Here is a 14,282-nt window from a genome sequence, read left to right on the forward strand (position 1 = left end):
TGAAGAGGATTTCTCTGAACCGGAATAAGTGTTTTACTCTTCATTAAGTTTCTGAGAGACAAACCTCGTGCAAGTACTTCATCCCTAGCAAAATATTAGTACTTTATTAAAGAAACAACCCCATCTTCTCGTTTAACTTGAAATGTCAGGTCATCACTTACCTTTAAAACTGGTGCACGCTCTGAGAGAGTTTCTCCTGAGTAATAGATGCTATAACCGATGTTAGTCGGGTGTCCATAAACATAACAAACTACTTTTCCATCCTTTAAGAACACGATTTGGTTCATGTCCTCACTCACGGTCTCCCGAATACGGTCCCATTTGTATCCCACAGTTTCATAGATTTCTTTCTTCGGGGTGTAGGGGCTGAAGGAATAGGCCGTATCCCATTTGAATGGGGTGACATCAGTTAAGTTTATGGTTTCAACCGATTGTCCTATGGATAAAACTTGCTCCCGAAGCAATTCTTCATTCTTCACCCATATATCTTTTTTAAATAGTAAAAATCCAGCAATAATTACGACTCCTATGATGATGATCGTCTTTTTGTACTTCATCAAACTCCCCCTCTACAATAAGTTCACCAAAAAGGGCGTTAATCCCTGCCAGGATTAACACCCAAAGTTACTCTAAATATCTCTCAATTGAATACCAGGCAAATAATCGCATCAGAGGAAGGTATAAGATAACAATTCCCAGAAACACATATGGGCCATTTACTAGAAATAGAATCATAGCTAGCACCAATGAAATGCCTGCCTTAAAATTTCCGGAGAAACCGTTTATTGGCTCATTTCCTACAAAAACCGTTTCCCAACCTTTTAATGATTTCGAGTAACAATGATCATGGTAGGCCTTGACTATGAGGAAATATGTTGTAATAACAAGATTGCTTTTATCCGTAATTTCTGCAGAGCATTTTTCACAATATATGTTTTTCACCACATTCAACTCCCTAGAGTAACTTGTTATCCTATTTACGTTTTTTCCATAAAAAGGTTTCAATAAAATTAGTGGCGGGCTTCCAGTCTAGTTAATCGCTCGTTTAACATGTCCTTCCACTCAGCAGCCAATTCTTCGACCGCTAGTATCTTTTGAATCCCATCAATATCCCGTGGTCTTTTATAATAGATTTCATTTGCTTCAAGAATTGAGATTTGATTTGGATTTCGCTCCTCTAATGAAATGGTAGAATCCTTACGTACCGTTCCTTCTTTTAAAACACGACCTAAGTATCCAGTAAAGCCAGTTTGGACCATCATTTTTAAAAGATAAGGGTTGTTGGTTCTTTTCGTAATGGTACTACACGGAATTCGACCTTGGGTGATTTGAATAATCGCATCCCCGACAAGGTAAATATCACCGATATACACATCTTTTTCTTCCATATTCGTGAGAGTCAAGTTCTCCCCAAAAGTCGGTAGCGTAAACTGAACAAAAAATTCACTTTCCCATAGTGAATAATGTTCATATGGATATATACAAACAGCACGGTCAGGACCACCGTGGTGCTTTAAATCGGCAACCCCATCGCCCCGGAAACCGTCTTTTGTTAAAAATGCCTCTTCTACAGCTTGTTTACGAATTGCCGTTATTACTTCCTCATCTTTTCCATACGTCATTTTTTTTGGTAGCCCAATTGAAAAATTTTTGGTTTCGATTGTCATGGCTGTTCCCCCTTTCTAACTATCATTTTACTATGCTTGAAGAAAAGATATGCGCAAGAAGGGCAAGTGGCCCTTGGACTACAATTCCAATCCCAAAATAGGCTACTAGTTTTTTTGTCGTTACTTCTCCTGTCGTGATTAAAAACCTCGCCGTGAAAAATGAATATGGTATTAGAACCATGACTGACGTAATGATTCCTGGAACATATTCTCTAATAAACAAAAATTGCATGACATGTCCGATAGCATTTGCCAAAATGATTCCTGGAACTAGAAATGAAAGGTAAGTAGTTGGCTTCATTCCAAGGAATTGCTTTTCCCGAAAAGCCTGATAACACCCGACTGAAGCCAAAACCCACAGAAGCGAAAAAGCAACTGCAAACTCTAATGTCGTAACTCGAATGGGAATGATATCCGAATGCTCAATCAGAAATTGTTCCACCGTCAAAATTTCTTCGATATCATGAAAAAGATAAAGTAGTGGAAACATTAATAGGAACATTTTTATTTTTGTGAGTTTCATAATGACCATAGACCGATCATTTTACCGAATCCTCCATCAACCGATTTCGTTGCCCTTTGTAAAATTCACTCGTGAATTCCGGACGACTTAGAGCTCCAAGCTTTTCAGCAAGCGCAAGCGCAAAGTCAACATAGGCATGGCCCTGTGCAGTGATCACATTTCCAGTCTTCACAACCGGTTCATATCGAAAATTGTTCTCTTCAAAACAACCTAGGAAATTTCGCTGCTCCTGATGGAGAGTGACTGTATATGGTTTATCTTCGAGTACTCCCGCTCTTGCTAGCACATATGTGCCGCTACAAATGGCTGCAGTTAGTTTTTTCTGTTCGTAAAAGATTTTTGTGAGTTGAAACAGTTCTTCCGAGTCTTTAACATTGATCAGGTCTCCCCCAGGAATGATAATCCCCTCGTACTCCGTCGGATCTACCTGCTGATACATCAAATGCGGCACAAATTGAAGGCCAGATTCGCCAGTAATTGTTTTTAGTGAATCCGCAACAGTCACGATTCTGTATGTTTCTCGCAGCATAGCAGTCGCCACGGTTATTTCAAACTCAGAAAATGAATCATAAATTGCGAGTAATATTTTTTTCATAAAAAAACACCCCTTACTTGTAGAAATTCTACAAGCCTGAAACAATTCCCTTCTAAAAAGAGGCATCGAAATACCACAAAGTAAAAAAACACTACCCTAGTGTATATAAACAAGTGATGTGACTTGTTACTTTCAACAGCTTACCCTCAATTATCCGCCACTTACCGAAATTATCCAGACATGAGAGGAAATTCCTCGTAAAATGGAAATAGAAAAACAATACAAGAAGGTAAAGGAAGAAGATGGAACAATTATTCTTTTATGTGAAATGAGGTGTCTTAAATTTGAAGCTATTCCTAAATATTGATAAAGCGTTTAAAGAAGCAAGGGTTACTATTGAAGCCCCGGATTTAGATGAAAACATTAAGGAGCTAATTGATTATATTCACGAAAGAGAGCACCAGTTTATCATTGGAAGAAAGGGTGAAATGCAGCATATTCTTAATCCAGCTGACATTCACTATTTTCATACCGAAAACGAACAGGTTGCCGCCGTAACTGGAACAGATTCTTTTATTATAAAAGAAAAGCTATATGAGCTCGAAACATTGCTTCCTTCTTCTAAATTTATCCGTTTATCTAAATCAGTGATTGCAAATTTGCATGAATTAAGCCGTTTTGAAGCGTCATTCAATGGGACTCTCTGTGTGTATTTCAAATCCGGAAAAAAGGAATATGTATCCCGCACCTATGTACCGGTGATAAAAGCAGCATTAAAATTAAATAGGAGGAAATGAAAATGAAAAAAATGTTATTTCGTAGTATGCTAGGGATTTTCTTCGGCAGCTTTGTTGCGGTGCTTACCACCAATTTATTATACCTGTTTGGCGGTATCGAAATGATAGAAGGGAGCTTATTTTTCAAGAACTCCATCGGTTTTATTCTTTGTGGATGGTTTTTCACAGTCGCCCCTTCGTACTTTGAAATTAGAAAATTGAAACTTTACCAGCAAACAATTCTTCACTTTTTTACTGTACTGATTCTTTACCTAATTATAGCGCTTACCATTGGATGGATTTCTTTTACAATCAAAGGAGTTTTATTAATACTCATCATCGCTATAATTGTCTATGCAATCTTTTGGACCGCCTTTTATCTTTACTTCAAAAATCAAGCAAGGAATTTAAACGCTGATTTAAAGAAACTATAATTTCACCGGCTGCTGATAGTTAATGTTGGCAAATCCTCAAAGGCATTAATTTTTCGAGAATTAATGCCTTTTGTCATAGAAATAGGCCTTGGAAAAGTTTCAATTACTCCATCTCTAAAAGTCCTTTAAACATTTCTACTCCCGTTTCAATAATTTCATCGCGGAAATCATATTCATAGGTGTGGATTTGCGGATGCTCTTCTCCGTTTCCGATATAAAAATAGGCACCTTTTACAAGTTTCAAATAGTGTCCATAGTCCTCTGATGCACGGTTTGGTGAGGTTAGCCCACGTATCAGAAATCCTTTGTCGCCTGCAACTATCCGTACTTTTTCAACCGATTCCTTATGATTGACGGTTTCCGGAAATTCATCTTGGTAGTGAAAATGAATCTTGATGCCTTGCTCCGTCCCAAGTTGGGTCACAAGATCTTCGAGACTTTGTTGAAGCTTGTTTAATTCCGCTTCTTTTTCAGCGCGAATTGTTAATCGTAATACTCCTTTATGGGCTGCAATCCCGTAATTCTCCGAGCCGATATCGACTTGAATAATCGTACATAGAACGAGGCCATCATACTGATCTGGAGTGGTTAACTCCGGTATAGCCTCAATGATTTTAGCCATTGCAAATGAAGGATTAATTCCGTCCTCTGGTTGACTGGCATGGGCAGGTGAACCAATCATTTCAATGGACATCCCTTTTGAGGCACAATGGGCTGTACCATCAATTACATGCACAGCATTGAACTCAATGCCTGACATATTGTGATAGCCAAAAATTTCATCAATTTGTTCTTCATTCATTATTTCGGCGCATTCAATGGCACCTTGGCCAGTCTCCTCTGCATGCTGAAAGAGAAAGATTACATTTTTATCCGCGCCCTTTTGATCCACTTCGAGCGAAAATCCAGCAAGCGTAGCAGAATGTCCATCATGACCACATTTATGGGAAACTCCCGGAACAGCTGATTTCCATGGAAGGTCAATTGTTTCAGGAATGGGGAGGGCATCAAAATCCGCTCTGAATGCAATAGTTGGTTTATCCTCTCCAGCCGTATATTTCGCATAAAAATATTTTCCCTTGTCAATGATTTTTAAGTTCGTTGTATGTAATTTAAGGAAATTAATTAGATGCTGTTTCGTCCACACTTCTTGATATGACAATTCAGGATGCGCATGTAATTCATGACGAAGTTGAATCGCCAACTCCAGATTTTTCTTGTCCACTGAAATCACCCCTATTTATACTAATTTACTAAATTATTATTTGAACGCTTCCATTTTATTTTGCATAACCATTCCCCAAAATACATTAAAGATCAGATAATCGGGCCAGCCCCGCTACTCAACATCTTTATCCCGAAGTTCTTCCTTTCGTTCCTTATGCCATAGAAATACATCGTAAACTGATTGCTGAGGATTTTCCTCCTTAATTACCGCTCCGGTAGATATTGAGTTATACATACTTCCTTCATTAAATTTTTCTCCCGTAAACTCATAAGGAATCCCTACACGAAATACATCATATGCGCTGCCCCCATCAACTTTTCTCATACTAAATGGATGTATATTCAAAAAGTCCAGTAGAGCGCTTGATATTTTTTCGGACATCTCTTCCATATTTTCTTGATTGATATCTTTAATCACAAAGTTGGTTGTTTCTAAATAATCGTTGAAATCCCAGATATTTGAATATTGGGCTTCCTCGGTAAAAGCATGATAATCATTTATTGCCTTTTCTTTATCTATCAAGATTCCAAAATGTTTTTTATACAGCTCTGGTGCATAATGAAGAAACGCAACATCCATATAATTATTATTCATTCCAATCACCGGTAGTCCTCCGGCGTCCCCTTGAAAAAGGTAAGCATGAAATTGTATATCAGGATTTGACTTAGGTGCTACTAACAACACAACATATCCTTCCTCATTCACTCCAACTACTTCAATAAACTCAAATTCTTCCATATATTCATGCTCTAAATCTCCTAACGTAATCTCCACATTTTTCTTCCCACTTTTTGGTGCGCAAGCTGCCAATAGAATGACACATAATAAAATGACAGCCCATCCACCCTTCTTCAAACAAAACATCACCTTCACTCCCTGAATTCATATGAAACTATCAATTTTGTATTTGGTAAATAATCAAAGGTAATATAACTCCCTACATGTTTACGTTCTATTGCCGTCGAGGAAAACCATTCCCCGTTAACCTTAACTTCATTATCCCGACTTTTTCCTCGATCATCTACATATTCAATAAATCCTTCTTCAAAAGAAAACTCTCGTTGAATAACATTTGGGATATCTTCTAGATACGGAACGCTCATATAGCCCAAAAAAGTGGCAACAAGTGCAAAGCCAAGTAGTGCCCCCGTTAATTTCATAACACTCTTAAAATTCTCAAACGGCCCATCCTTTTCACTTTTCTTTTTCCTAGTTTTTGTTTTTCGCTCACGAATTGCCTCAATTGTTAAAACAATGATTATCCAAGGTATAATAATTATGGCCATAAGAACAACCGCCAAACAAAAAATAAGTGTGAACCAGTAATACCACATTCGTTCTCCCCCTCCTGTCTATCCAATATTCCGGAGCGTCATTCCTATTTCTGAGTTTACTATTTTAAGAGGGTGAAATAAACGAGATTTTCTTTTAATACTGACTCCCTTTTGAAATTTAATCGTTCCATAAGTTTTAATGACAGTATATTGTCAGGTTCGACAGTTGCATCCAGCATATAAAAACCAACCTTATTAAAACCATATTGGATAACAGCTGTCATCACTTCTTCCATAAGTCCTTTACCCCAATAGGAGGGTGATAAATCAAATCCAATTTCAGCTATTGTTCCATCTGATGTTTTTCGTAAGTAATGAAAACCGCATGTACCGATAAATTCATTGTTTTCCTTATCGTATAAACCCCAGCGACACCCTGTATCTTCTAGATGATAGGTGATAATCTCCTTCGCTTCCTCCCTAGTTTTACAAGGCTCTATATCCATGAACTCCGTAATTTTCGGATTAGAAAAATACTTAAATACCTCTTCCGTATCTTGAAGCGTGAGTATTTTTAAAATGACTCTATCCGTTTCAAAACTCTCGTAATTAAAAAATTCATTACCTTTAGTCATTATTATTCTTTTCCTTCCATTTGTTATTGCTACCGAAAAATACACTCTATACTCTTACATTAGAAAAAACTTCCAAAAAAATCAATAAAAAATCGACAAGTGCGAGACTTGTCGAAAGCTACTTTATGGTTTTAAGACAACTTTTATGCAATTATCATCATGGCCGTTGAAGATTTTGTAACCGTGACTCGCTTCATCCAGGGGTATTTTGTGAGTGATGATATCAGTTGGATCAAATTCCTCGTTGACGATTTTTTTGTACAACTCTGGCATGAAATGAACAACAGGGGCTTGGCCCATTTTCAAGGTAATGTTACGCACGAAAAATGCACCGAGTGGGAACATATTATAATTTGCACCATACACGCCGGTGAGATGAACCGTGCCTCCCTTTCGAACGGCTTTCGTTGAAATTTGAATCGGACCTAATGTTCCACCTTGAAGCTTTAGTTTTTGCTCGATAAGTTCTAGCGGTGATTTTTTTCCATCCATTCCTACACAATCTATAACAACATCGGCCCCACCACTCGTAATTTTTTTTAAATGCTCCCCCATATCATCATGCTTGGTAAAATCAAAAACTTCTACTTTATTAGTCGCTTTGGCATGGTCCATTCGATAACCAAGATAGTCGACTGCAATAACACGTTTTGCTCCCTTCATCCAGGCAAATTTTTGTGTCATCAAGCCGACCGGACCACATCCAAGGACAATAACTGTGTCTCCTTCCTTCACACCAGCGTTCTCAACGCTCCAATAGGCAGTTGGAAGAACATCACTGAGAAAGAGCAATGATTCGTCCTCTAATTCACATGACTCTGGTATTTTAAAAGGGGTAAAGTTACCGAATGGAACTCTTAAGTATTCCGCTTGACCTCCTGGGTGATCACCATATTTTTCAGAGTAGCCAAAATAACCACCTGAGTCATAATGCGGATTCGCGTTGTCACATTGGCTTTCTAATTCGTGCTCACAATAATAACATTTACCGCAGGCAACATTAAAAGGAACGACAACTCGATCGCCTTTTTTTACGTGAGTGACCTCGGGACCTACCTCTTCGACAATCCCCATTGGTTCATGTCCTATCACATAGCCATCAGGAAGTGGAATATTCCCTTGATATAAATGGAGGTCAGAGCCGCAAATTGCAGTTGAGGTAATACGTACAATGACGTCGTCCTTTTTGATGATTTTTGGATCCTCCACTTCTTTGACTTCAACCCTATGTGGATTTTGATACGTAACTGCCTTCATTTTTACACTCCATTTCCTTTTAGATTCAAGATTATTTTTTGCGATGGATGGGAAGTTATACTTAGGATGCTTTGGCATAAAAATCCTTTATTCGTAAAAGCTAAAAATTAGCAAGTTAAAGTAATTGACACTCTTGTATATACAGGTTAAACTGAAAACGTAAACACGACATGTATATACAAGATTCGACAATCTTGTGGAGTTAGGGGGAAAAATAATGAGTAAGTACACAGATCCTGCAAAGGAATTGCTTGACCACATTGGTGGTAAAGATAATGTCGCAGCAGTAACACACTGTGCAACGAGAATGCGTTTCGTATTAAACGATCCGAAAGATGCAGACATAGAAAAAATTGAAGAAATTGGGCTTGTTAAAGGGACATTCACCCAGGCAGGTCAATTCCAAGTAATTGTTGGTAATGAAGTGGCTTCTTTTTATAATGAATTCGTGAAACACGCTGGTGTTGAAGAATCAAGTAAAGATGAAGCAAAGGTTGCTGCTAAGCAAAACATGAACTGGCTGCAACGAATGATGGGACATCTTGCGGACATTTTTACACCGCTTATTCCAGCCCTTGTTGTTGGGGGTCTGATTTTAGGTTTCCGAAATGTAATTGGAGATATTAAATTACTAGAAAACAGTACAAAAACGATCGTTGAGGTCTCCCAATTTTGGGCAGGAGTTCATGCGTTCCTTTGGCTAATTGGTGAAGCGGTCTTCCACTTCCTACCTGTAGCAATCACATGGTCCATTACACGTAAGATGGGGACTTCACAAGTTCTTGGGATTGTACTAGGGATTACGCTTGTATCTCCACAATTGTTAAACGCATATGGAGTTGCCGGTGGGGCGGAAATACCTGTATGGGATTTCGGGTTTGCACAAATTGAAATGATAGGTTACCAAGCACAGGTTATCCCTGCTATTTTAGCTGGTTTCGTTCTAGTTTATTTAGAGCGTTGGTTACGTAAGATTTCACCAAACGCGATTTCCATGATTATCGTACCATTTTTTGCATTAATTCCTACAGTTTTAATTGCACATACCATTCTTGGACCACTTGGTTGGACAGTTGGTTCTTGGATTTCTGATGTTGTATACACTAGCCTAACTTCAGCATTTGGTTGGTTATTTGCGGCGATCTTTGGATTTGCCTATGCTCCACTTGTTATCACTGGTTTACACCATATGACAAACGCGATTGACCTTCAATTAATGAGTGAGTTTGGCGGAACAAACCTATGGCCAATGATTGCATTATCAAATATTGCCCAAGGTTCTGCGGTTCTAGCGATGATTTATATTAATCGTAAAAATGAAGCAGAAAAACAAGTTTCTATTCCAGCAGCTATTTCATGTTATCTAGGTGTAACAGAGCCTGCGATGTTCGGTATTAACTTAAAATACGGCTTCCCATTCCTAGCTGCGATGATCGGTTCCTTGGTTGCAGCGATTATCTCAGTAGGTAGCGGTGTAATGGCGAACTCAATCGGGGTTGGTGGACTTCCAGGTATCTTATCCATCCAGGCTGGTCACTGGTTCATGTTCTTCATTGCGATGGTTGTAGCGGTTCTTATTCCATTTTTCTTAACTATCATCTTCGCAAAAGCTAATGTTGGTAAAATTTCATTTGGTAAAAAGTAATATAGTAGGGAGGGGAAAAATTCCCCCTCCCTTTTTTCGTATTAAAGAGGTAAGATTGGAGTATAACAATATTACATCGATTGGGGATTCTTTATGAATAACAAGTATCTAACAATCTATAGCGATTTAGTAGGAGAAATTAAAAGCGGTAACATCAAGGCTAATAGTCTTTTACCTTCTGAACATGAGTTGAAAGATACATACAATACCTCTCGCGAAACAATTCGTAAGGCTTTGAACTTGCTTTCACAAAATGGATATATTCAAAAGATGAAAGGTAAAGGCTCGATTGTCATTGATGTGAATAAGTTTGATTTTCCAGTTTCCGGGCTTGTAAGCTTTAAGGAACTCGCAGAGAAAATGGGAAATAAGCCGATGACAAATGTGCACGAGTTGACTGTTGGAAAGCCAGATACTTTTATTAAACAGCAGCTTCAGCTTTCAGGTAAAGATCAGGTCTGGAAGGTCGTACGTACAAGAGAAATGGGCGGAGAAAGAATTATATTGGACAAGGATTTTATTTCGCGAAAGTACGTCCCAGAGCTCACCAAAGAGATTTGTCAGGATTCGATTTATTCATATTTGGAAAATGAGTTACAGCTAACCATTAGTTTTGCCAAGAAAGAAATCACGGTTATGGAGCCCACTGATGAAGACCTAGAGCTTCTTGATTTGGATGGTTTTCATAATGTTGTGGTCATTAAAAACTATGTATATTTGGATAATGCTAGTTTATTTCAATATACCGAATCCCGCCACCGCCCGGACAAATTCCGGTTTGTGGATTTTGCGCGGAGGACACATGTGTAGAACGGATTGGGCTATTTATCTAGTATTTTGATGGAAATTTTAGGTCATTTAGAATAGGTAGTTTGCTGGTACGTAGTCGGATATTTCTAGGACATCACAAACTAGCTCTAAGTAGCTAAGTACCAAAAGGGGCCCAACTGGATACGAGTTTCGTTCCCTTTCACAATACGTGAATTTACAGCTAAAAAAGTTCATTTGATAAAAGAAATAGACCCCTCAAATTTGAGGGGTTTATTTCTTTTGTTACGCGGCTAAACATTTACTCCTTATTGTCACTTGGAATGAGGATTTGACCACTCCAATCTTTTTTCAACAATGTTTGAAGAATAAGCTTTGACAAAATACTTGGTTGATATGGTTTAATCAAATATTCATTAGCCCCAAGTGCTAGTCCTTTTTCTTTCTCGTCTAGTGCGGATGATATAAAGATAGGAATTGATTTTAGTTTATCGATATCCTTCATTTGTCTAATCATATCCCAGCCGTTCATTCCTCTTTCCTCTAGCATGATATCTAGGACGACAGCATCCGGCTGCTCCTTCATAATAGCCTTAATTGCAGATTCGCCTTCATTAAATACTTTTACACGAAAATTACTTTCCTCTAATTCAGTTCGTAAAAGATTTGCAAGACTATTATCATCCTCAACTATAATGACATTTACTTTTCGTCCATCATTTTGTTCATTTTCATTGGATTGTGTATTGTCCTGCATTCCAATAACTAAAGGAAAGCTTACAGTAAATGTACTGCCTTTTTCCATGACTGATTGGACAGAAATATCGCCATTATGGGCTTTCATAATTTCCTTTACTATGACCAAACCAAGTCCCGTTCCACCGATTTTACGGCGATCAGAATTATCGACACGGAAGAATTTCGTAAATAGTTTATCAAGGGCATCTGTAGGTATTCCTAGCCCTTCGTCTTTTATTGCAATTTTTAAGTTGGTACCTTCCTCATAGACGGTTACATAAATATTCCCACCATTTGGAGAGTATTTTATTGCATTACTAATTAAATTTGTGAATACTTGGGAGAGCTTATCCTTGTCACCAAGCACCATTGTATGATCCGTCTTCACCTCAAAACGAAAGAAGTGATTTGGGTTATTAAGTTCAAATGTCTCGATAACATTGCGTAGTAGTGGGATAATATCATCGAATTTTTGATGGTATGTCTGTTTACCAGCTTCCATTCGTTGAACATCTAAGAAATCATTAATAAGCAATGTTAATCTCTTCGCTTCTTGAAAAATCGTTGTTAAATATTTCTTTTGCCTATCTGGTGCTAACTCTTTATTAAGCATGAGTTCTGTAAAACCTAACACACTTGCAAGAGGTGTTCGTAATTCATGGCTTACCGTACTTACGAATTCTGATTTCATTACATCTACTTCATATTCCTTTGTAATATCACGATGGACAATGACCGTCCCAAATTTTTCACCGCTTCTAGTAAGTGGTTCACAATCAACTCGAACAACTCTATACACTGGACTATGTTGATGATAAATGAAAGATGTTTGTTCTGTATTATTTTCAAATAAAATCGAATGGAGAAACCGTTTAAGCTCCAATCCATTTTCTACTGAATTTACTAAATCGGTCATCCAATTTTCATAATCCTTTTGAATGAAAGTTGAAGAATCACATTCGAGCATATCACATAGTTTTTTGTTTACCTGGATCACTTTCCCTGATACATCAACAAGCTGAATTCCTTCTTTTATATTATCTAGGATATCCTGTGTTAATAGGCGCTCTTCTTCAGAGTGTTCAAATAGCTTAATCTTATCTAAAGAAATTGCAATTTGTTTACTTAAGTTATCGTATTCGGCAAACTCAGCATTATCATAAATTTTATCAAACCGCGTAAATATCATAACCGCTTCAATATTCCCTGAGGATGATAGAACTGGTAAATAAAGATCAAAAGAATAGGAGTTTGAAGTATGATAACCCTTCTCTGCAATATTACTTTCACGCTTAATCGTGAAAGGCTTTTTCGTCTCCTTGAGCCTTATCATTAATCCAGAATGCATATGGTTAATAAACTGCTCAACCCCCTGCTCTGAAACACCGTAGCTTGCATGCTCATACTTTCGATCCAATAAGACAATGATCCCTTTGTCGGCACCAATTATGCTGCACATCGTTTTGACGATACTAGTTAATACTTCCTTTTTATCAAGGGAATTTGCAATCCCATTGATTAAATCATTTCGTGTCTTAAGCTCTAATTCTCGACTTTGCATTGTTTCTAGAGCTTTCTCAAGTTCAAGATGTTGTGCTTGGAGTTCATCCTGCTGAGCTAAAAGTTCTTCATTCTGTGCACTCAAATCCTGTTCTTTATCTTGGATACTTTTACTCATTTTTTCAAAGGCTTTAGATAATAAGCCAAGCTCATCATCTCTATTTGTCGTATCGGTATATGAAACTGTTTTTCCATCAGCGATTTCACCTGCGGCGATTGTGACTTTCTCTAATGGTCTACGAAGTCTACGAAGCATGTTAAGAGCAAAAATGACCGTACTAGCGTTTAGGACCATTAACAAAATGACAAATATAACTTGACTAACGAAAATCTTCTTTGTAAGTTCATCATGTATGATAGTGAGTTGTTCATGAAGGTCATCTGTATATTCCTTTAAACTATTCTGATAAACTCGAATCATATCGGAAGCATTTTGATTTATTGCAATTTTCGTTACCTCATCAAATTGTCCATTATCATAAAAATCTTTTGTTCTAGGTTGTACATCATGAAAATAATAATTGTAAAAATCCTTTGTTTCTTGAAGTAATAATATATCTTCGTCACCGTCAGCATCGTCTTGTAGGGCAGCTATTTTTCCCTCAACAATTCCCTTTTGGTGCTGAAAATTTTTAAAATAGGATTGTTCTCCACCATAAGCATAATAAGCTCTCATTTCGGAAATCGCTAAATTAATTGAATAACGTAAATCAGATGCATGCTTGTTTTTCTCTTCCACATGATCGTTCATCAACTCATAATGAACGGTTATTCGATTTTGATACAACATAAATGCAGTAATTAATAAACTAAATGCGATGATAATGGTGATTGTTAGTGTAATAAATTGTTTCACTAAGCTTGTCTTCAAATACTTATTTAGCTTCACCTAGGATCTCCTCGATTCTCTCAACGAGCTGTAGTGGACTAAAGGGCTTGCTCATAAAGTAATCGGCACCAGCATCCAACACTTTTTGCTGATCGGATGATTGGCTTTTCGCACTTAACATCATTATTTTGGTGTGATTATTCTCTTTCCTGATCATTTCAATTAATTCTAACCCAGAGTATACAGGCATCATATAGTCTAATAAGATAAGATCATATGCATTTTTCTTAATTAAGGTGTAGGCTTCTTCTCCATCACTTGCTTCATCAATTGAGTACCCTTCATCTTCAAGTGTATCAACCACAAGCATACGGAGAACTTCTTCGTCCTCAGCTAGCAATATTTTTGCCATG

Annotated in this window: 16 protein-coding genes; 4 read left to right on the top strand and 12 right to left on the bottom strand. The window is 37.6% G+C overall.

Annotated features, from left to right (window positions below; all coding sequences use genetic code 11):
• Nucleotides 1-95: 95 nt before the first annotated feature.
• The 5 genes from V7097_RS17750 to V7097_RS17770 form a co-directional block, all read right to left on the bottom strand.
• Nucleotides 96-557, bottom strand: coding sequence for a hypothetical protein (locus tag V7097_RS17750; protein WP_335704966.1), 462 nt, complete (start codon nucleotides 555-557; stop codon nucleotides 96-98).
• A gap of 67 nt (nucleotides 558-624) precedes the next feature.
• Nucleotides 625-942: a hypothetical protein gene (locus V7097_RS17755; RefSeq protein ID WP_335704967.1), complete on the bottom strand. Its 318-nt coding sequence runs from the start codon at nucleotides 940-942 to the stop codon at nucleotides 625-627.
• Nucleotides 943-1,010: 68 nt separating this feature from the next.
• On the bottom strand, nucleotides 1,011-1,667 hold the full coding sequence (locus tag V7097_RS17760; RefSeq protein WP_335704968.1) for an MOSC domain-containing protein: 657 nt from the start codon (nucleotides 1,665-1,667) through the stop codon (nucleotides 1,011-1,013).
• A 22-nt stretch (nucleotides 1,668-1,689) separates the two neighbouring features.
• Complete coding sequence (locus tag V7097_RS17765) at nucleotides 1,690-2,190, bottom strand: HXXEE domain-containing protein (RefSeq protein ID WP_335704969.1); 501 nt, start codon at nucleotides 2,188-2,190, stop codon at nucleotides 1,690-1,692.
• Nucleotides 2,191-2,206: 16 nt separating this feature from the next.
• Complete coding sequence (locus tag V7097_RS17770) at nucleotides 2,207-2,785, bottom strand: DJ-1/PfpI family protein (protein WP_335704970.1); 579 nt, start codon at nucleotides 2,783-2,785, stop codon at nucleotides 2,207-2,209.
• 284 nt (nucleotides 2,786-3,069) lie between these two features.
• On the opposite strand from V7097_RS17770, the gene V7097_RS17775 reads away from it, so the two are divergent.
• Nucleotides 3,070-3,522, top strand: a complete 453-nt coding sequence (locus V7097_RS17775; RefSeq protein ID WP_335704971.1) for a LytTR family DNA-binding domain-containing protein — start codon at nucleotides 3,070-3,072, stop codon at nucleotides 3,520-3,522.
• A gap of 2 nt (nucleotides 3,523-3,524) precedes the next feature.
• The gene (locus V7097_RS17780) at nucleotides 3,525-3,935 is read left to right on the top strand and encodes a DUF3021 domain-containing protein (RefSeq protein WP_335704972.1); all 411 of its coding nucleotides are present in this window, start codon (nucleotides 3,525-3,527) and stop codon (nucleotides 3,933-3,935) included.
• A gap of 103 nt (nucleotides 3,936-4,038) precedes the next feature.
• On the opposite strand, the gene V7097_RS17785 is transcribed toward V7097_RS17780, so the two are convergent.
• The 5 genes from V7097_RS17785 to V7097_RS17805 form a co-directional block, all read right to left on the bottom strand.
• Nucleotides 4,039-5,160, bottom strand: a complete 1,122-nt coding sequence (locus tag V7097_RS17785; protein ID WP_335704973.1) for a M20 metallopeptidase family protein — start codon at nucleotides 5,158-5,160, stop codon at nucleotides 4,039-4,041.
• A 114-nt stretch (nucleotides 5,161-5,274) separates the two neighbouring features.
• Nucleotides 5,275-6,027: a hypothetical protein gene (locus V7097_RS17790; protein WP_335704974.1), complete on the bottom strand. Its 753-nt coding sequence runs from the start codon at nucleotides 6,025-6,027 to the stop codon at nucleotides 5,275-5,277.
• Between the two features lie 5 nt (nucleotides 6,028-6,032).
• On the bottom strand, nucleotides 6,033-6,497 hold the full coding sequence (locus V7097_RS17795) for a hypothetical protein (protein WP_335704975.1): 465 nt from the start codon (nucleotides 6,495-6,497) through the stop codon (nucleotides 6,033-6,035).
• A 59-nt stretch (nucleotides 6,498-6,556) separates the two neighbouring features.
• Nucleotides 6,557-7,072 carry a GNAT family N-acetyltransferase gene (locus V7097_RS17800; RefSeq protein ID WP_335704976.1) on the bottom strand — a complete coding sequence of 172 codons (516 nt, stop codon included), beginning with the start codon at nucleotides 7,070-7,072 and terminating at the stop codon, nucleotides 6,557-6,559.
• A gap of 123 nt (nucleotides 7,073-7,195) precedes the next feature.
• Nucleotides 7,196-8,329, bottom strand: coding sequence for a zinc-dependent alcohol dehydrogenase (locus tag V7097_RS17805; RefSeq protein ID WP_335704977.1), 1,134 nt, complete (start codon nucleotides 8,327-8,329; stop codon nucleotides 7,196-7,198).
• A gap of 217 nt (nucleotides 8,330-8,546) precedes the next feature.
• On the opposite strand from V7097_RS17805, the gene treP reads away from it, so the two are divergent.
• Both treP and treR read left to right on the top strand, forming a co-directional pair.
• On the top strand, nucleotides 8,547-9,974 hold the full coding sequence (treP, locus tag V7097_RS17810; RefSeq protein ID WP_335704978.1) for a PTS system trehalose-specific EIIBC component: 1,428 nt from the start codon (nucleotides 8,547-8,549) through the stop codon (nucleotides 9,972-9,974).
• Nucleotides 9,975-10,067: 93 nt separating this feature from the next.
• On the top strand, nucleotides 10,068-10,784 hold the full coding sequence (gene treR, locus V7097_RS17815; RefSeq protein WP_335704979.1) for a trehalose operon repressor: 717 nt from the start codon (nucleotides 10,068-10,070) through the stop codon (nucleotides 10,782-10,784).
• 259 nt (nucleotides 10,785-11,043) lie between these two features.
• On the opposite strand, the gene V7097_RS17820 is transcribed toward treR, so the two are convergent.
• Together V7097_RS17820 and V7097_RS17825 are read right to left on the bottom strand one after the other, a co-directional pair.
• Nucleotides 11,044-13,929 (bottom strand): ATP-binding protein, encoded by a 2,886-nt coding sequence (locus V7097_RS17820; RefSeq protein ID WP_335704980.1) that lies wholly within the window; start codon nucleotides 13,927-13,929, stop codon nucleotides 11,044-11,046.
• Complete coding sequence (locus V7097_RS17825) at nucleotides 13,916-14,281, bottom strand: response regulator transcription factor (RefSeq protein ID WP_335704981.1); 366 nt, start codon at nucleotides 14,279-14,281, stop codon at nucleotides 13,916-13,918. The genes V7097_RS17820 and V7097_RS17825 overlap by 14 nt, the downstream gene beginning before the upstream one ends.
• Between the last annotated feature and the right edge of the window lies 1 nt (nucleotide 14,282).

The sequence above is a fragment of the Bacillus sp. JJ1562 genome (genome assembly GCF_036962705.1).
Classification (GTDB): domain Bacteria; phylum Bacillota; class Bacilli; order Bacillales; family Bacillaceae_L; genus Ferdinandcohnia.